This is a genomic window from Neobittarella massiliensis (ex Bilen et al. 2018) (assembly GCF_900289145.1).
In the GTDB taxonomy this organism is placed as follows: Bacteria; Bacillota; Clostridia; order Oscillospirales; family Ruminococcaceae; genus Neobittarella; species Neobittarella massiliensis.
In genome coordinates, this window is the sequence record NZ_OKQO01000006.1 from 122930 (window position 1) to 140274 (window position 17345).

17 protein-coding genes are annotated in these 17345 nt (G+C 52.3%); 10 read left to right on the forward strand and 7 right to left on the reverse strand.

All coding sequences use genetic code 11. From position 1 onward, the window contains the following. The first annotated feature begins 37 nt into the window (after positions 1-37). Both C6Y32_RS09640 and C6Y32_RS09645 read left to right on the forward strand, forming a co-directional pair. On the forward strand, positions 38-1663 hold the full coding sequence (locus C6Y32_RS09640) for an ABC transporter substrate-binding protein (RefSeq protein WP_105205057.1): 1626 nt from the start codon (positions 38-40) through the stop codon (positions 1661-1663). Next, complete coding sequence (locus C6Y32_RS09645; RefSeq protein WP_105205058.1) at positions 1663-2058, forward strand: metal-dependent transcriptional regulator; 396 nt, start codon at positions 1663-1665, stop codon at positions 2056-2058. Before C6Y32_RS09640 ends, C6Y32_RS09645 begins: the two co-directional genes overlap by 1 nt. A gap of 99 nt (positions 2059-2157) precedes the next feature. On the opposite strand, the gene C6Y32_RS09650 is transcribed toward C6Y32_RS09645, so the two are convergent. From C6Y32_RS09650 to C6Y32_RS09660, 3 genes are all read right to left on the reverse strand, one after another. Then, positions 2158-2676: a ClbS/DfsB family four-helix bundle protein gene (locus C6Y32_RS09650; protein ID WP_009321736.1), complete on the reverse strand. Its 519-nt coding sequence runs from the start codon at positions 2674-2676 to the stop codon at positions 2158-2160. A gap of 114 nt (positions 2677-2790) precedes the next feature. Then, positions 2791-3987: a hypothetical protein gene (locus C6Y32_RS09655; RefSeq protein WP_009321735.1), complete on the reverse strand. Its 1197-nt coding sequence runs from the start codon at positions 3985-3987 to the stop codon at positions 2791-2793. Between the two features lie 44 nt (positions 3988-4031). Continuing rightward, entirely contained in the window at positions 4032-5147 is a 1116-nt protein-coding gene (locus tag C6Y32_RS09660) for a DUF6076 domain-containing protein (RefSeq protein WP_009321734.1), read from the reverse strand. 173 nt (positions 5148-5320) lie between these two features. Between C6Y32_RS09660 and C6Y32_RS09665 the strand changes: the two genes are divergently transcribed. The 6 genes from C6Y32_RS09665 to C6Y32_RS09690 all read left to right on the forward strand — a co-directional run bounded on the left by C6Y32_RS09665 (position 5321) and on the right by C6Y32_RS09690 (position 11561). Continuing rightward, entirely contained in the window at positions 5321-5935 is a 615-nt protein-coding gene (locus C6Y32_RS09665; protein WP_009321733.1) for a CHC2 zinc finger domain-containing protein, read from the forward strand. Next, a complete protein-coding gene (locus tag C6Y32_RS09670) occupies positions 5910-7205 on the forward strand; it encodes a DNA primase family protein (protein ID WP_009321732.1) in 1296 nt (431 codons plus the stop codon). The genes C6Y32_RS09665 and C6Y32_RS09670 overlap by 26 nt, the downstream gene beginning before the upstream one ends. Positions 7206-7628: 423 nt before the next feature. Beyond that, the gene (locus C6Y32_RS09675) at positions 7629-7850 is read left to right on the forward strand and encodes an LLM class flavin-dependent oxidoreductase (RefSeq protein ID WP_009321731.1); all 222 of its coding nucleotides are present in this window, start codon (positions 7629-7631) and stop codon (positions 7848-7850) included. Positions 7851-8201: 351 nt separating this feature from the next. Next, the gene (locus C6Y32_RS09680) at positions 8202-9488 is read left to right on the forward strand and encodes a plasmid recombination protein (protein WP_105205059.1); all 1287 of its coding nucleotides are present in this window, start codon (positions 8202-8204) and stop codon (positions 9486-9488) included. Between the two features lie 19 nt (positions 9489-9507). Continuing rightward, entirely contained in the window at positions 9508-9813 is a 306-nt protein-coding gene (locus tag C6Y32_RS09685; RefSeq protein ID WP_009321729.1) for a hypothetical protein, read from the forward strand. Next, complete coding sequence (locus C6Y32_RS09690; RefSeq protein WP_009321728.1) at positions 9810-11561, forward strand: recombinase family protein; 1752 nt, start codon at positions 9810-9812, stop codon at positions 11559-11561. The genes C6Y32_RS09685 and C6Y32_RS09690 overlap by 4 nt, the downstream gene beginning before the upstream one ends. 97 nt (positions 11562-11658) lie before the next feature. Here the strand turns inward: C6Y32_RS09690 and C6Y32_RS09695 are convergent, their stop codons facing one another. The 3 genes from C6Y32_RS09695 to C6Y32_RS09705 are packed head-to-tail and all read right to left on the reverse strand — an operon-like array spanning position 11659 to position 14433. Then, positions 11659-12366, reverse strand: coding sequence for a GntR family transcriptional regulator (locus tag C6Y32_RS09695; RefSeq protein ID WP_164998206.1), 708 nt, complete (start codon positions 12364-12366; stop codon positions 11659-11661). Then, complete coding sequence (locus C6Y32_RS09700) at positions 12363-13361, reverse strand: carbohydrate kinase family protein (RefSeq protein ID WP_164998207.1); 999 nt, start codon at positions 13359-13361, stop codon at positions 12363-12365. The genes C6Y32_RS09695 and C6Y32_RS09700 overlap by 4 nt, the downstream gene beginning before the upstream one ends. Before the next feature lie 19 nt (positions 13362-13380). After that, complete coding sequence (locus C6Y32_RS09705; protein WP_105205062.1) at positions 13381-14433, reverse strand: ADP-ribosylglycohydrolase family protein; 1053 nt, start codon at positions 14431-14433, stop codon at positions 13381-13383. 257 nt (positions 14434-14690) lie between these two features. On the opposite strand from C6Y32_RS09705, the gene C6Y32_RS09710 reads away from it, so the two are divergent. Both C6Y32_RS09710 and C6Y32_RS09715 read left to right on the forward strand, forming a co-directional pair. Further along, on the forward strand, positions 14691-15176 hold the full coding sequence (locus tag C6Y32_RS09710; protein WP_105205063.1) for a PhzA/PhzB family protein: 486 nt from the start codon (positions 14691-14693) through the stop codon (positions 15174-15176). A gap of 15 nt (positions 15177-15191) precedes the next feature. Then, positions 15192-15668 carry a PhzA/PhzB family protein gene (locus tag C6Y32_RS09715; protein WP_105205064.1) on the forward strand — a complete coding sequence of 159 codons (477 nt, stop codon included), beginning with the start codon at positions 15192-15194 and terminating at the stop codon, positions 15666-15668. A gap of 633 nt (positions 15669-16301) precedes the next feature. Here C6Y32_RS09715 and C6Y32_RS09720 read toward each other — a convergent pair. Beyond that, positions 16302-17294, reverse strand: coding sequence for a nucleoside hydrolase (locus tag C6Y32_RS09720; protein WP_105205065.1), 993 nt, complete (start codon positions 17292-17294; stop codon positions 16302-16304). Between the last annotated feature and the right edge of the window lie 51 nt (positions 17295-17345).

Consider the following 17345-nt stretch of genomic DNA (forward strand, 5'->3'; position numbering starts at 1 on the left):
AAGCATGATATAAAAATAAATAAAGGAGATTTTGTACATGAAACTGAAAAAACTTTTAGCTTTCGGACTCGCACTTGTGATGTGCCTTGCTATGGCTGCTTGCGGCACGAACCCTGACGAGAAAACCGATGCAGAGCCGGTCTCAATCACTGTCACCGAGAATTGGGACTTTTCTGTAGGCTTCTATCCTGTCATCACGCCTATGGTATCCAGCACTTATGGTGCCGGATTCTGGAGTCGTAATTTTTACAACACTCTGGTAAGCTACGATGATAACGGGAAGATCCAGGGCGAGTTGGCTGAAACCTGGGAAATCAGTGATGACGGCAAGACTTACACCTTCCATCTGCGTGATGGTGTCAAATTTTCTGACGGTACTCCTCTGACTTCCGAGGCAGTAAAGATGACCCTTGAAGCAGTAGTAACCAATCTGGGTCCCCAGAATGGTGCCTTCGGTAAGCTCACTACTTTGTTTGACAAGCTGGAAACCCCGGATGAAAAAACCTTTGTAATGACTTTGAAGACCCCTTATTACGCTGCTCTTGACAATCTGACCATGGCGCTGCCTCTTGGTATTGTGAATCCCGCAGCCTTTGAAGGCGGCGTAGAAAAGGCTTACGAGAATTGCGTGAGTGCAACTATGGGTACTGGTCCCTATATGTTTGACCGGGTCGAGGGAGATACCTATACCTTTATCCGCAATCCCTACTACTGGGGCGAAGCTCCTGAAGTGGACGAGTTCAAAGTCAAAGTGATTCCTGATAATGCTGCAAAAATTCTTGCTCTGCGCAACGGCGAAATCGATGCAATTCTCGGCTCCAGCAGACTTAGCGCAGAAGGCTACACGGAAATTTCCCAGGATGCCGCTTTCGGTCATGCCATGGATGACAGCACCAACCAAACTCGTTATCTGGGTATGAACCTGAATAAGGCTCCCTTTAATGATCCTCTTGTAAGGGAAGCAGTATCCTACGCTGTTAATCAGCAGGAGTTGGAAACCTCTGTTTTCGATGGTCTGGAGACTGCTGCCGAAACCCTCTTTACGAATGAAAAGCCCAACTGCGGTGTGGAGGTTAAGACCTATCCTACCGACATGGAAAAGGCAAAGCAGCTCATGAAGGAAGCCGGCTATGAGGATACCAATGATGACGGTATCCTGGAGAAGGACGGAACTTCTCTCGCCATTCATTTCAACTATTCTCAGAGCCTTGCAAGTGTTGACAATGCAGTTCTTTCTATTGCAGCTTCTCTTAAAGAACTCGGCTTCGATGTTACTATTGATGCAGTAGACATGAACACTTGGTATGGAGCCTTGATGTCTGGCGAATATGATCTGACCTTCTACAATACTGCTGGCGGTTCCTTTGACCCTGCAACAGATATGAGCAATATGGCTCCTGGCGCTATGGGTGATCCGATCCTCTGCCAGTTCTCTGCTTTCTTTGAGAATCCTGAAATTTTCGCAGAATTGGACTCCACTTCTGATTCTCAGCGTGTGCAGGAAATCTATGGAATGATTCTGAATGGTATTGCAGATCAGAATCTTCTGGTGCCTGTAACCGGCACTCACGATCTGGCTCTGTGGAATACTGATAAGATAACTGGCTATGACTTCTACACAGATGCCAGCTATGTAGACATTGCATCTGTTCATGTGAAATAATGTCCAGCAGTGTGGCTGAGGCGGTTACAAAAGAAAGACTTCATTCTTCAGGAGAAGACTATCTAAAATCCATATTTATTCTTGAAGCGCAACATGGTTCAGTTCGTTCAGTAGAGGTTGCTGAGTACATGAATGTATCTAAAGCGAGCGTTAGTCATGCAGTTGCTCTATTAAAAAAGAACGGATTTCTCAAAATGAATCAGGACTATGACCTTGTTCTCACAGATTCTGGAAGAGCAATCGCAAGCTGCATCTATGAAAAACATTGCTATTTTAAGGATAGACTGATAAGCGCCGGTGTTTCTCCGGAAACAGCCGAAATTGAAGCTTGCCGCCTGGAACACTGTGTCAGTGAAGAATCTTTCCATAAACTTCGTAAAACATATGGGTATTAGAGCCCAATAAAGAATACGGTCAAGGAAAAAGTTCCTTGACCGTATTTTTTACAGATTTGGTAGCGCTGTAAATATAGCCTCTATATAAAGAGAAAACTTTTACAGCATGAGCTTCTTCCACTTTCTGATTTTTGTGCGGAAGGTGCCAAAGGGAGCCACGGTGTTGACATGGATAAACTTATAAACTTCCCATACCGCAGATTTTGTCGCCCCGTCTGCCCACTTGCGTCTGTGGGGAGCAAAGAGATCCTCGCCGGTCATGGCGTCGATCATCCCATAGATCCTCTGGATATTCGTGTCCAGCTTCGTTCTGAGTTCATGGAGCGATAGACCGGCATAGGTATCCGTGAACCACTGATACAGTTCCCCCAGCTGGTTCCACTTGAACTGATCGGACGGGGTTTTTACTTCCAGACCGTTTCTCTCATCCTGTTCCCACTTCAGCACAAGAGTTGTCCAGCCAACCTTATAAGCCAGATTTTCCGCCGGAGTACGGTCAACATCTTCCGCCCGAAGGTCTTTCATCTCTTCCGGGATATTGTCAAACTCGGCAATGAATTTGGTATAGGTTTTCTTGATCTCGTCTTTCAGTTCTTCTTTGCTGGTATATGCTCTCATAAATTACCTCATTTCTGTATCTGTTGTATCTGTTAGGATTACTTTGATTATTCTAACACTTGTTCCCAAAGACAGCTCCAAATTGGTGCTACCTTCTTACCCCCATACTATACTTCAAATTTCCTCAAAAGCAAACATAGCTTCCTTTGGAAGTTTGTCATTGTCACAGCCCAGCAGATATTGGATCACCTTTCTGGCATAGAAATTTGAAATAGTGGTGTCCCAATCGGCCAGCCGAAGGATCTCTGCTGTGCTGGTTTCAAAATCCAACGAAATTTCACCCCACTCGCCGTCGCAGTCTGCCTGATATTCGTAGACTGCTGCGGCGATTTTCTTTTTTCTCTTGGTTTTGGCTTTCTGCTTGATGCGAACCGCCCGGACAGCTCCCTCGGCAGCTGCAAGCAGGGTCAGCTTTTCCGTAGCTTTGCGGTAGGCTCGCTCTGCACCGCTGGCGGTGCTGCCCTCAAACAAGACCGCCAGCTCCTCAAAGGTGGGGCGGTTCTTCCATGAGCTGACCCGTCCACAGGTCATACAGAGGGCCAGCCGTTTTTCCAGCAGCGTCTGCTCCCGGAAATTCAGCTTTTCAAAGGCCCTCTGGATCTTCTCAGCCTGAGCGCCATTCCAGAGAATATCGGTATAATTCCAGCTGTCATCTACGGCCACTTCCTCGCCGGTTTCTTCGCTGTCCGCCTCCTGAATGGTCTGATAAAACGGAACCCGGCTTCGATTTTGTTTGGCCAATGCCAAAAACTTTGCTGCGGTTTCCTCGGTACAACCGTTTTTCTGGGCATATTTCTGGATTGCCGCCTGTTCAGACTGACCGGATTGATTGTAGAGCCAAGCAATCCCACGCACAGCTTTGTACTCATCCACATTTTCAAAGGAACCGGCCTCCTCCTGCATCCGGCAGGTCAAAAGGGCATTCCCGATAAAATGATGGGCATAGGTCAGAAAATCTGCCCCTTGTGCGGGATCGTATCCCCGGAGACAGTCCAACATGGCAAGCACACATCCCATTTTGTAGTCCAAAAAGCGTTCTGGGTCATAGCGATCCAGCCCCTCCCGCAGCAGGAAACGGCGAACACGACCATTAAGCCGATTTTCATAGCAGTGCAGGAAAAAGGAGAACCAGCGCAATTCACGGCTCCGCACAGCCTCAATGATGTAGTCGTTCATATTTTCCAGAACAGGCGGTTCCGGGTCAAGCTGAAAGATGCGTTCCACTTCCCGCATGGTTAAGCCCTTGGATTCCGTCAGAAAACTGTATTTGGCACAGTGGTCGGACAGCTCCCATGTCCACGCTGTATCCATTTTCCCTCACCACCTTTCGGATGTTTCGCTGCTTATTTCTTTGCTTATTTCTTTTTTACTGCTTCTAAAAGTGCATCCTGGGTCATTTCCTGCTCGTAGACAGTGCTGGCATAGCGCTGATCTGAAAGCGCACGGAACATCTTATCTTTTGCCAGCTTCTTCATAGCTGCTGCCGTTTCTTTATCCAGCTTTCCACGGCGGGTGCTTTGCAAAATGGTGTTCATACGGCGGGTATAAATAGCCTTTATCGGATGATCATCTGCAAGCTCCCGCTGCTCCCGGCCTCTCAGATTGCCGATTTGTCGGCACGTCCGTCCCTGCTGGTCGCCGGGGGTCAGACCGCCGCAGTATTTGGTATGCCGTGCGTCAATGGTGAGAAACCATCTGCCGCAGATGGGGCATTTCTTGGGTGCATGGCCCACACAAAGCCCCTCAAACAAATCAGAACGGAACATTCCCACAAAGGAGACATAGTGCATCCGCTTGACCAGCTGCGGCTCCGTCTTTCCGGGCCGAAAAGCGGATACATACTGCACCGAAGCATTGGTCAGGGTCATCCAGGCCGGGTTATCCAGCGACAGAGTTGGCTCACCTTTGAAGAACTGCCCGAACATTGCTGCATAACCATCCGGGGTACGGTCATAGCCTGGTTCATTCAACCGCTCTGCAAATTTTGTCAAGGCTTCCTTGTACTGCCCCAGAGAATAACTCAAATGCCCCAGCACCTGCACTATTCGGACGAGCATGGTTGCCTTGCTGTGCTGACCAGTCAAGGCACAGATCAACTGCTCCTGATGAGAGAGCTGCAAATAGGCTTTGGCGTCCTCCATATATTCTTCGGAAAATATGGCTGCAAGTTTTTGCTCAAAATAGCTTCGATTCAGACGGGAAAAGGGCGGTGTAACCTGCAAAAAGGAGATGATCTCGCCAGCGGCTTGCTGCACCTGCGGCAGCAGCTCCATATCCACGGAACCGGTGTTCATCCCCTGAAGCAGTTGGTTCAGCACATTGCAGGGAGCATCCAGCTTTTCAATGGTACTGTCCGGGATGTTCAGCACCTCGCAGCCAATGGTTCCTGTGGGCATCGTACACCCCTCATAGGTTACGGTGTCCTGCCAGAAATCCAGAGATAAAACGGCATGGTTGATAATCTGATCCATCTTCTCCCTCCTGTCATGTTTTTCTATTTTCATAATAGCACACAACAAAGGCCTTGTCATGTTTTTTGAAAACAGCTTGTCATGCCATTAGCCTGTTTTTTTCGGTTTTCCCCATAACCTATACAGAGGGGTGAGAAAACCACCCCATCAAAAAGGAAATGGAGGGAATCGGTATGAATCTGTTTGAAGTGGTGAAAGCCAATATCAACACACAAGAAGTAGCGCAGACGTATGGAATCGACGTCAACCACCATGGCATGGCACTGTGTCCGTTCCACAATGACCGTCATCCGAGCTTATATGTGTCGGATGACCACTACCACTGTTTCGCCTGTGGGGAACACGGAGATGTGATCGACCTGACCGCCAAGCTGTTTGACCTTCGGCTGTATGATGCGGCCCGAAAACTGGCATCGGACTTTCACCTTGCGCCGGACAAGCCCTTGCCGGAAGCCATTCGACGGGAAAAGGAACACAAAACCAGAGCACAGCGGCTTCGTGAAAACGAGCGGCTGTGCTTTTCTGTTTTGAACGAGTATCGGCGATTGCTCCTGGATTGGAAAAAACGGTATGCACCACAAACGCCGGAAGATGTGCTGGACGAGCGGTTTGTGGAAGCCTGCCACCGTCTGCCATGGGCAGAGTATCAGCTGGACATCCTGCTGCAAGGCGATTCCTATGAACGAGGCGAAACCGTGAGTAATCTAACGGCAAACGGATACATCCGCAAATTACAGGCCCGTCTGAGAGAGGAGCGATACCATGAACAACCCTATTTGGATCGATGATAAGGGGAAAATTGTTGAACCGGAATACTGCCGGGATTTCCTGTCCCGGCATCCGATGCGCTGCATCAATGACCACTTTTATACTGTGGATGGCCCGTTGCCGGATGAAAGCAAATTGAAGAGAACGATTTATGAGGAAATCTCGCCCTGGCTGCATGACAAGGTCGCACAGACGGTGGAGCAGGTGCTCAAGACATTGAAGCTGGCGGCATACGCAGACCCGTTGCCCCTGCAATGTGACCGCATCCATGTGGCGAATGGCACTTATTTTCTGGATGGCACGTTTACAGAGGAAAAAGAGTATTGCAGCAACCGTCTGTCGGTATCCTATCGGGCTGATGCTCCGGCACCGGAACACTGGCTGCGCTTCCTTTCGGAACTGCTGGAGCCGGAGGATATTCCCGCCTTGCAGGAGTATCTGGGCTACTGCCTGATTCCATCCACCAAAGGACAGAAAATGCTCATGCTGATCGGCAAGGGCGGTGAGGGCAAAAGCCGCATCGGTGTGGTGATGAACACCATTTTCGGGCTCAACATGAATACCACTTCCATCCAAAAAGTAGAAACTAATCGGTTTGCCAGAGCCGACCTGGAGGGCAAGCTGCTGATGGTGGACGATGATCTGGACATGAACGCCTTGACCAAAACCAACTATGTAAAATCCATTGTAACAGCAGAATTGCGGATGGATTTGGAGCGGAAGAAAGAACAAAGCTATCAGGGACTGCTTTATGTACGCTTCCTCTGTTTCGGTAACGGGGTATTGACTGCACTTCACGACCGCAGCGACGGTTTCTTTCGCCGTCAGATCATTCTGACCACCAAAGATAAGCCTGTGGATCGGTTTGATGACCCGTTTCTTGCTGAGAAATTGATTGCCGAAAAAGAGGGAATCTTCCTCTGGATGCTGGAGGGATTGCGGCGGCTGATCGCCAATCACTATCACTTTACCATCAGCCAGAGAGCCAAGGACAATATCACTTCCGCAGTTCGGGATGCCAACAACATTCTGGACTTTCTCGATTCTGAGGGTTATGTGGCATTCAAGGCCGATTATGAAGCCAGCACCAAAAATCTGTATGCAGCCTATAAGCGGTGGTGTGAGGACAACGCCGAAAACCCACTGTCACCAAAGAGCTTCGCAAACCAGCTCAGCCAGAATGCTGAACGCTACCATTTGGAGCCGGTCAACAATCTACACATCGGCGGTGGAAAACGGTGCCGGGGATATATGGGCATTTATGTTCTGCTCTCGCCTATGGAGTTGTAACGGAACATCAAAACTTTCTGTTCGTGCGTTCATGTGTTCCTAATCGGGTGCAGCCTTTGGAACGAAGGAACGCACGAACGCAAAAAATCGAAGTTCATTTTTATATTTGATAGCTCGGCTGGGCATTAAAATTGGCTATGCCCAATCAATGGTTGTGCAAACGGTGAAAAACACTACCATAATTAGAACACAAATCATTATTCGGTGATTTACAGAACGATGATGGTGGTATGCGGGAAGGTGGCTATTTTCACGGTTTCGCTTGCAAGCCCACCTAATGGCAAAGTCGGTGGGGTACTGTTGCGGACAGTTCTTCATAGACACCATTCTGAGCGATTTTTTGAATGTTATCCATGTTTGCCGAGTCGTGCAGCGTGTATGCTCCACGACAAACAAATTTTACTAAAGAATGAGGTACTTTCTATGAAATCCAATTTGAGAAATGAAATCAAGTCGTACATCGTGCGTTCCGGCTACACGATGCAGGAAGTCGTTGACCGGCTTTCTGAGGATTACAGCTGGAGCGACAGCGTTTCCAATCTGTCCAACAAGCTCCAGCGAGAGTCTCTGCGGTATGTGGAGGCAGTACAGCTTGCCGATGCCCTTGGCTATGATCTCGTATGGCAGAAACGGAGGGACACATGATGCCCGCCGTTCTTACCCGTCGTATCTCCCGCCACCATCGAAAAATCCGCAGATTTGGAGATGGATGGCAGAGTGGATTTGCAAAATCTGCTCTGCCTGTGAGCGGCAGAATTGAAGCAATCAAGAGTGCGGAGAGACTGTCGGTCACACCGCCTTTTGAGGATTTGGGTGCCACACACAAGCCTCTAAAGGCGGCAAGGCATCCGCAGATGCCGCATTCCCCCTCGGAGAGCCCACGGCACTTTGCAGCCCTCTGGGATGAAAGTGTCATAGTGGGTTATTACACTTCCCGCAGGAAGTGCATCCCCGTCCCTGAGCCGTCTACCGCACAACAGAAAGGAGCTAATTTTTATGGCCAGAAACGACGGAATCGACCGTACCTTTGCCCGCAACCAGGACTTGCCTACACTTGATGATGTGGCGAAAGTTCAGGAGCATAACGAACGAGAAAAGGACAGCTACTCCAACCAGGATATTGATACCACCCAGACCTACCGGAATATTCACTTCAAAGCTCGCACCGACAGCTATGCCGCTATGTTCGATCAGTTGATTGCTGATGGGATTATCTCCACCCGTGGCCTGAAAGCCGATGCGGTGAAATACGGGGAACTAATTTTTGATGTGAACTCCGCTTACTTCCACAATCACGGCGGCTACGAATATGCCAAGCAATTCTACACCGACGCATACAAAGCAGCCGTGGAGATTGTGGGCGGTGAGCAGTACATCCTCTCTGCTGTCATGCACGCTGATGAGCGCAACCGGGCTATGTCGGAAGCTCTGGGGCAGGATGTATACCACTACCACCTTCATGTGGTGTATGTCCCGGTGGTGGAGAAACAGATTCTCTGGTCGAAGCGGTGCAAGGATAAGTCCCTTGTGGGTACAGTCAAGGAAACGATCATGCAGGTCAGCCGGAGCAAAAAGTGGGAATCCAAGGTAGTTCTGGATGAGCAGGGCAATCCGCTTCTGACCGCCAAGGGCAAGAAAGTCCTGCGAACATCGTACAGTGTCCTGCAAGACGATTTCTTCAACTATATGAAAGCTGCCGGATATACCGATGTGGAGCGTGGAGAGCGTGGCAGTACCGAGGAACATCTGACTGTGACCCAGTTCAAGATGGCACAGGAGCAGCAGCGTCTGGAGGCTATGACCGCTCAAATCGCTCAGACAGAACAGGCGCTGGGCACCGCACAGGCTGCCGTTGAGAAAAAGCAGAAGGAGCTGCAATCCCTGCAAAAGCAGACCAAAGAACAGCGTACTGCCGCCCTGACGGTACAGGAAATCCGCTCCATGGGGAAAAAGACGATCACCGGCAATATCACTCTGACCCCATCCGAGTGCAGCACACTCAAGGATTATGCGGTCAACGGGATTCTTGCCAAAGCGGAAAACAGCCGTTTGGAAGAAAAACTGCAAAGCGCACAAAAAAGTGCCGCTGTCTGGAAACAGCGATATGAAAAGATTTATGACAAGTACCAAGAACTGAAAAAGGAAGTCCAGCCATATCTGGACGCTGTCAAGCTCGCACCCGAAAAGGTGCGGGCTTTTCTTGATGCCATTTTGACCCGTACCCGGCAAACAAGGCAGCACGATCAACCTTCCCGCCGCAAGTCGCAAGATATAGAACTTTAACAGAAAGGAATTTTTGCTTATGACCAATCTGACAACAAAACTCAATAAGTTGGTGCTCGATGATTCTCCTTCGGAAAAGCTGATTAACGCTTGTGCCGAAATCGATATTGAATCCTGCTTTGACCTGATTTTTGAACCGCCGATTGATTTTCTGGAAGAATGCCGGAAACGCTGGGAAAACCGAATGAACCCTTTTACAGGTACGGTAGAACGAAAAATCGGAAATACCTGGTATCTGCTGGAGACTGTATGTGACGGGAATGAGCCGCTTACCCACAAGGTAAAACGGCTCATTTTCTCGGATAAGGAGGCGCTTTGTTCATGACACAGACTCAAATTCATGCTACAATATCACCATGCACACCGATTCTGTCAGCTGACCCAACCGTAAAGGAGGACGCTATGTTGGATCAGCAGAAAATCACCATCCTGTACTGCCGCCTCAGCAATGAGGATGCACTGGATGGAGAATCAAATTCGATACAGAATCAAAAAGAGTTTTTAACCCGGTACGCAGCCGAGCATGGCTACACCAACCTGAAAATTCTGGTGGATGACGGATATACGGGAACCAATTTTGACCGTCCCGGCGTGCAGGAAGGCTTTGCACTGGTTAAGCAGGGGCTTGTCGGTTGCTGGCTGGTCAAGGATCTTAGTAGGTTTGGCCGAGATTACCTGACCGTTGGACAGTACACGGACATCATTTTCCCCAGCTACGATGTGCGCTTTGTCGCTGTCAATGATGGTGTGGACAGTGAACGAGGCGACAGCGACGGCTTTGCTGCTATTCGTAATTTGTTCAACGAATGGTATCCACGGGACACCAGCAAAAAAGTCCGGGTCGTATTCCGGCAGAAAGGCACCAGCGGAAAGCATCTGGGAAAACCGCCCTATGGTTATCGCACTGACCCTACCGATAAAGACCATTGGATCATTGACGAGGATGCCGCCCCAGTAGTCAAGCGCATCTTTGACCTGGCTATTGACGGCAAGGGGCCGGAACAGATTGCCCGTATACTGGAGAAGGATAAGGTGTTGACTACCAAGGCGCTGTATGCCAAACAGTCGGAAAATCATCCTGACCCGAAAAAGCGTAAGAAAATGCCGGAGCGCCCTTACCATTGGATTGGTCAATCGGTTGCGGGTATTCTGGAACGGATGGAGTACACCGGCTGTACCTGCAATTTCAAGACCTATTCCAAGTCCTATAAGCTGAAGAAGCGGATTCCCAATGCCATCGAAGATATGTGTATCTTCCCTGATACGCAGGAAGCAATCGTTTCTCAGGCTCAGTGGGACAGGGTGCAGGAGCTGCGAAAAAACAAACGCCGTCCCACAAAGGCGGAACGGCAGGGATTATTCTCCGGGCTTCTGTTCTGTCCCGATTGTGGGAATAAGCTGCACTTTGCTACCTGCAAAAGCTTTGACGGCAAGCAAGACCACTATGTATGCTCCAGCTACAAAAGCGGTCGAGGCACCTGTTCTGCCCACTATATCCGGGAAGATGTACTGCGGGAACTGGTGATGGAGCGCATCCGTGCGGTCAATGCCTATATTCGGCAGGACGTGGAGGGTTTTCAAGAGGAATGGCTGCAATGCCGCCGCTCCGATCAGGAGCGCAACATCCGAGAAGATCGGAAGCGAGTGGAGCAGGCCAAGAAACGGCTGGCTGACCTGGATGTTCTTCTGTCCCGACTTTATGAGGATTTTGTCCTGGGTGATCTGAGCAAGGAGCGGTACAAGAAAATGACCGCCGATTACGAGGCAGAACAGGAACGGTTAAAACTCGAAATTGAAGTGACGGAAGAATGGCTGGAAACGCAGGAAACTATGAGTGCTGATGTAGACGCCTTTGTCGCCCTGACCCAGAAGTATGTGGATGTGCCGGAATTGACACCTACGATAGTCAATGAATATATCAAGAAGATTGAGGTGTTTGCGCCGGACAAATCCAGCGGCAAGCGGGTACAGAAGGTGAAAATCTATTTCAACTTCGTGGATGACGTAGAGATTCCTGTGGTTTCCGAGCTTGTTGTTGCGAAATCTACCCCTGGACGCAGAAAAACGGCGTGACCATTGCGGTCACACCGTTCTCTGCCCCTCGCAATGCTAAATAGTACCTTATCACTATTAAGCCTTAGGCCTACCTGCTTTTTATACGGTTATAGCATCACAGCTGTTGGGTCACGTGCAGCACATAGTGCTCACCTACCGTGCGGGTCATCTCAACAAAGGCTGGCCGCCCATCGGCGGTGTACCCGTAATAGGTCATCTGTAAAATTGCGGCCCCCACCGGTACCTGTAACTGCTCGGCACACAGCGCGTCAGCCAAAACAGCCCGGCTGTAGCTCTCCGCCCGGGCAATAGTTATGCCCTGCGCGCTCAGCGCCTGCAAAAGCGACTGTCCAGCTTCGATGTGCAGCCCCGGCACCGCCCCCTGCGGGATATAGGCCACCCCCAGCGAGATGGGCCGGCCGCTGGCCCGCCACACCCGCTGCAGCCGCCACACCGGGGCGTCGGCTGCCAGCTGTAGCGGCTCCACATAGGGCTCCGGCAGCACGGCGGTGTCCAGCGCAATGTCGGTGATACTGGGCTGCAGCCCGCAGTCCATAAGCTGTCTGGTCAGGCCGTCCATGTGAGCAGAGGTGTGGTTGACTGCCACCGGGCTCTTAAATGATCCTTTGCCCTGGATACGGTAGATCAGCTGCTCGTGTACCAGGTCGGCGATTGCCTGCCGCACCGTCCCCCGGCTCACCCCAAACTGCTTGGCAATAGAGAGCTCCGACGGGATCGGTGCATCGGGCGGCAGGTGTTCGATCTCTCCCCGCAGCCACTGTTTGATCTGGTGGTACAGCGTCCCGTCTGTGCGCCGGATCACTGCCGTGTCTCCCCGAGAAAAAGCGCGCGCAGCCCGTCTAGCAGCTGCGGCACCCGGCGGCCGCCAAAAGCTTGCGGCCACCGCTGTTCAAGTACCGCGGCGATCTCATCTACGGTGGGCACCATGCGCCCACTGCCCAACTTTTGTACCATCGCCGCGCCCGCTCCGTTAGCTAAAGCGGCGGTGGCCGCGAGCGGCAGATCGCTGAGTACACCCAGCATAAAGGCGGCTAAAAAGCTGTCGCCGGCGCCGGTGGTATCCACCACCGGCACCTGGTAGCCCGGCGCCCAAAAACCCGTATTTCCGCGGTATAGGTAGCAGCCGCGCCCACCGTCTTTTAACACCACCTGGCAGCCGTGGGCCGCCAGTGCCGCCGCCATCTCCTCTGCACTGCCGCTGGCCAAATAGGCCGCCTCATCGGCGGTAAGGACCAGATAGTCGCAGTACGGTAACAGACTGCACACCCAGTCGGGCGGCAGCTTGGCGATGGTGGGGCCGGGGTCAAAAAATACCAGCTTGCCCATCTGATGAGCGGTCTTTAGCATACGAACTGCCTGGTCGCAGGTGTCTTCGCAGGCCAAATGGTAGCCGGTCAGGCACAGCGCACGGCTGTCTTGCAGGTCCTGCCGCCAATCCGGCAGCGGGCCAAAGGCTCCGCGGTTCATGCTCACAAAGGCGTGGGCGCGCTGTCGGTCGGCCAATACCAGTACTTTTTGGGTCTCGAATCCCGGCTCTCGGTGCAGGCGGCTGGTATCGATGCGCTCCTCTTTATACTGCTCTATCAGCCAGTCGCCAAACAGGTCCTGGCCCATCTGCCCCACGGGCAGCACCGACAGGCCCAGCCGCACCGCCTCGATCACGGTGTTGGCCAGTCCGCCGGCCTGCATGACCATCGAGCGGGTATCTTTAGTCTGCCCCTCCACGATAGGCAGTGGCTGCTCTAATAACACCGTCATGTCGACGGTGGGCATCAGCGGGTAGTAAATATCGGTCATGTGTGTATCCTCAGTCTTTTTAGTTTGCGCACTGCTGCCGGCAGGCGATGTCGCACAGTCCCTGGGCCACCCCGCGGAAGTCAAACGAGGTATTGGCCTGTTCAAATTGTGCCAGCAGCTGCCCGTCAATGGCGCCGGTACCATTATACGCCCCGGCGATCATCCCTGCAACACAGGCGATCGTATCCGTATCGCCGCCGATGTTGGCCCCGCTCAAAATGGTCTTCATCGAGTCGCCGTCCGCCGCGGCAAACAGCCCCAGCGCCAGCGCAGTGGTCCCCTGTACCGAGATATCGTCGGCGCCGATAGTGCACTCCAGTTCGGTCTCCGCCTCCTGCATATCGCGGCAGCGCAGCGCGATCTCGATCGCCTTTACCACCTTGGGGTACACGGGGATTCCGGCTGCTATCCGCGCTGTCCGCCGCCCGATCTTTTCCCCCTGCTGGGCGCCGTACAGGCCGGCCCGCAAGATCGACCACACCGAGCTGTGGGGGGTCAGCGCCTCGGCTATAGCACAGGCTATAGCCGCAGCGCCGCTGTAGGCGTGCTGTGTCCCGTGCGACGGGGCGCTCATAGCCACAGCCGTCTGGATGGCTCCCTCATAGTCGCCTGGGTGGATCAGACCGGCCGCCGCCACCCGCATCACTGCCCCGTTAGAGGTGCCGCGCCCGTACATTTTTCCAGTCTGCCCCACCGTGATGGGATCCTCACCCGCCAGCAGCGCCTTGATCACATGCTGTGTGGTTGGCCCTGCATTGCGGGGATAGTATTTGGGGTAGTGCTGCGCCCAGTAGATCAGCGCATCGGCTGCATCCTGAGCAGTAAAATCGCCGCCGCTGCGCACCACCGCGCGGGCCATCTCGTACATCTGCGACGAGTCATCGGTCACCTCGCCGATCTTGTTATCCGGCGAGATACAGTTATTCGAGGGATCTTCAAATTTGGTAATGCGCCCGAACTGCGCCTTGATCTCGGCTGGGCTGAACGCCTCACTCGGTGCGCCCAGAGCATCGCCCACCCCCGCTGTCAGTAAACTGCCCAATATGCGGTCGTACAATTTGTTCTGCTCCATTTTTACCAACCTCTCTTTATGTAACGAAAGTTGTATATACATCTGTACATAATATAACAGAAAAAATATGTATAGACAACATGTAAATAGTGCAAATATGTGCGTATCTAGTTGTGCAAAGCGCTGATATCTTGATGTGACTCACTGCGTTCATATCTTATGCATTGAATCGGTAGTAAAAATAAGATTATACTGATAAAAAATATGACTTGGCAGCAAAAAGTGCTGCACAGGCTCACATTTAGGGAGGTAAGTATATGAGCGAGATCGATATCCGCGCTTTTGACCCGGCTGACGATGCTCTGCGCGCCAAAAATGCGCAGACCGTACAGACATTTTTGGCACTGACCGGGGCTGAGCTGCCCCGGCGCATGCACCTGTTCTGCGAAGAGGACGATATCTCTTACGGGGAGGCCTTTACCAAGACCGGGCAGCCCGATATCGCCACAGGGCGGGCCGCAGTACAGCAGCGCCTGCAGCAACTGGCCAACAGCTACCCGGCCCTCACCTGGCAGGGGGGCAAAATATTGGTCACCGCCGACCCGAACTACCTCATGGCCGATACCGACGGCACCGGTTCGGCCCATAACGCCGATGTGGGCAGCTATCAACACGGCGGTCATTTTATCCACACGTTCCAAATGCAGGATGGAAAGATCCGCCACTACCTGCAATATAAAAATCCGGCGCGCGAGCTGATCGAGATGGGCTTTACCCTGCCGGCCCCCGGCGAAAACGATTAGGGAGGAGAGGATATCATGGATTTTGAGATAAAGTATTACGACCCGGCCGACGATGCGCAGCGCCAAAAAAATATGCAGGCGGTCATCGGCTACATGACTGCTGCCGGCGAGGATCGGCTCAACCGTTGGAAATTGTTCGTCGACGGTCCCGACAGTACCCTCAGTCTGGGCTTTGCCGGCCAAAAAGAGCCGGTGGTCAATCGCGGGATCGACAATATCCGCACCACCAACGAGTCTTATGTGCGCGACTTCCCCGACTGGTCTTTTAAAAACCTGGTCCTGCGCCTTACCGGCGACCCCAATATCATTTTTGTAGAGGCGGACGGAGCCGGCACCTCGCTCAAAGCCGGCACCGAAGAGCGCGCCTCCACCCAACACTCCGAACACTCGCTGCACCGCTTTATTTTAGAGGACGGCAAGATCAAACACTATACCGAATTTATGAACCCCATCAACGAGCTGCTCAAATTGGGCTTTAAAATGCCTTACTGATCTGGCTCTGGGCTACCTGACCAATAAGAGATAGTCATATTTGTATAAACAGTAGAAAACAGATAAAACTATTTACAATGTTTAAAATATTGTGTATACTATAGTCAAGAAAAGAGGATGGGGTGTGTATCTCTTCTTCCTTTCGAAACTGTAAAATAGCTGCTTTCAATGACGGAGGTAGGTCCAATGGATAGTTGTAAGATCTGAGGATTCAGCAACTCCCCGGTATATTCCAACTCCGACCAATAGCTGAATTCAATAAAAACAGATCAGCAGGGGTTTCACCGACAGGTTTGTGTGGGGGCGGATGCATGTATTGCAGAGCACCAGTGTAAAGAAACTGGCCCGCGATCGGTGATAGCAGAATAGGAAGCATTTTTAAAGGAAAGCCCTAATCAGGGCTTTCCTTTTTTGCCTGACATGTAGTCTACTGCCTGCTATGTGCAGCTGCTGTCACCGTGTTTAATTGGCCGCTACAGGTGCCGGTACGGGTCTCGCACCTCTCACCGCGCACAGCGCAGTGCTTTGCCGGTAGAGCATATACGCCCCAGTTGCCTTTAAAAGAAGTCTACTATAAAAGGCCCGGGGCGTGATGGGCGGTCCCGAGCCTTTTATAGCGGTATTACACGGTCACTACCCTCCAAACCGCCCCAGATAGTTCACCAGCATATCGGCGAATTTGTCGATATCGGCATCCAGTGCAAAGTGGCAGTTCTTGGGTTGGTCCTGCTTTTCACGTGTGTCGACGATGGTGGCGCCGTCGGCATACCCGCCCGACATATCCACGTTCACCCGGGTGTACAGCACCTCGGTGAGCACGCTGGGGTCTATCACTGCGCACACGGCCAGCGCATCGTGGATGGGGGTAGACAGCTCGCCGGTGCTGTTGGCTGGCTGCAGCAGCTGGTAGGCAGTTATGCGCTCTTCGATGAGCTTGGCGGTCAGGTCCCCCACCGGGGTGTGCATCTCGGTAAAGCGGCGGGCGTGGTCCATAGTCAGTGCGGTGCGGTGGGTGGCGTCCAGCGGGACGATGGTGATGTCACAGCCCGAGGTGAGCACCACCTGCGCGGCTTCCGGGTCGCACCAGATGTTGAACTCGGCCGAGGCGGTATCGTTGCGCTGGGTGTGCCCGCCGCCCATGATGACGATCTGCTCGATCTTTTCACAGATCGAGGGCTTGGCTCGCATGGCCAGTGCCAGGTTGGTCAGCGGCCCCACCGGTATCAGGGTGATCTTCTCCGCCGATTCGGTCAGCGCCTTGATGTAAAATTCCACCGCACACAGGTCGCTCTCTTTGATGGTGGCCGCGGGGATGGGCAGATAGGGGTCGTGGTAGCCGATGCGATTGCCGTTTTCATCCATGACAAAATCGGGCGTATAGGGGTTGTGCAGCCGCCCGGGGAACAGGGTCTTTACCATGGCCTGACTGGCGCCCCTGGCCACCGGGATATCCATCCCCAGCAGCTGTACCACCCGCAGTGTATTTTCAGTGGTGTTTTCGATGGGCAGGTTTCCCCAAGTGGTACAAATGCCCACCACTTCTAGGTCAGGGCAGAGCGCCGCCGTCATGATGGCGATCGCGTCATCGCCGCCGGTATCTACATCTAAGATCACTTTTCTGGCCATAGCTTGTAAGCTCCTCTGATCAGCAGTATTCCGGTCTCGATAGCACACCGG

Bases quoted from the DNA above. Each gene is read 5' to 3' on its own strand.
- C6Y32_RS09675 (WP_009321731.1), top strand. From the start codon at position 7,629: ATGAAATCCAATTTGAGAAATGAAATCAAGTCGTACATCGTGCGTTCC.
- C6Y32_RS09685 (WP_009321729.1), top strand. From the start codon at position 9,508: ATGACCAATCTGACAACAAAACTCAATAAGTTGGTGCTCGATGATTCT.
- C6Y32_RS09650 (WP_009321736.1), bottom strand. From the start codon at position 2,676: ATGAGAGCATATACCAGCAAAGAAGAACTGAAAGACGAGATCAAGAAA.
- C6Y32_RS09640 (WP_105205057.1), top strand. From the start codon at position 38: ATGAAACTGAAAAAACTTTTAGCTTTCGGACTCGCACTTGTGATGTGC.
- C6Y32_RS09705 (WP_105205062.1), bottom strand. From the start codon at position 14,433: ATGGAGCAGAACAAATTGTACGACCGCATATTGGGCAGTTTACTGACA.
- C6Y32_RS09670 (WP_009321732.1), top strand. From the start codon at position 5,910: ATGAACAACCCTATTTGGATCGATGATAAGGGGAAAATTGTTGAACCG.
- C6Y32_RS09710 (WP_105205063.1), top strand. From the start codon at position 14,691: ATGAGCGAGATCGATATCCGCGCTTTTGACCCGGCTGACGATGCTCTG.
- C6Y32_RS09660 (WP_009321734.1), bottom strand. From the start codon at position 5,147: ATGGATCAGATTATCAACCATGCCGTTTTATCTCTGGATTTCTGGCAG.
- C6Y32_RS09680 (WP_105205059.1), top strand. From the start codon at position 8,202: ATGGCCAGAAACGACGGAATCGACCGTACCTTTGCCCGCAACCAGGAC.
- C6Y32_RS09720 (WP_105205065.1), bottom strand. From the start codon at position 17,294: ATGGCCAGAAAAGTGATCTTAGATGTAGATACCGGCGGCGATGACGCG.
- C6Y32_RS09715 (WP_105205064.1), top strand. From the start codon at position 15,192: ATGGATTTTGAGATAAAGTATTACGACCCGGCCGACGATGCGCAGCGC.
- C6Y32_RS09665 (WP_009321733.1), top strand. From the start codon at position 5,321: ATGAATCTGTTTGAAGTGGTGAAAGCCAATATCAACACACAAGAAGTA.
- C6Y32_RS09645 (WP_105205058.1), top strand. From the start codon at position 1,663: ATGTCCAGCAGTGTGGCTGAGGCGGTTACAAAAGAAAGACTTCATTCT.
- C6Y32_RS09690 (WP_009321728.1), top strand. From the start codon at position 9,810: ATGACACAGACTCAAATTCATGCTACAATATCACCATGCACACCGATT.
- C6Y32_RS09655 (WP_009321735.1), bottom strand. From the start codon at position 3,987: ATGGATACAGCGTGGACATGGGAGCTGTCCGACCACTGTGCCAAATAC.
- C6Y32_RS09700 (WP_164998207.1), bottom strand. From the start codon at position 13,361: ATGACCGATATTTACTACCCGCTGATGCCCACCGTCGACATGACGGTG.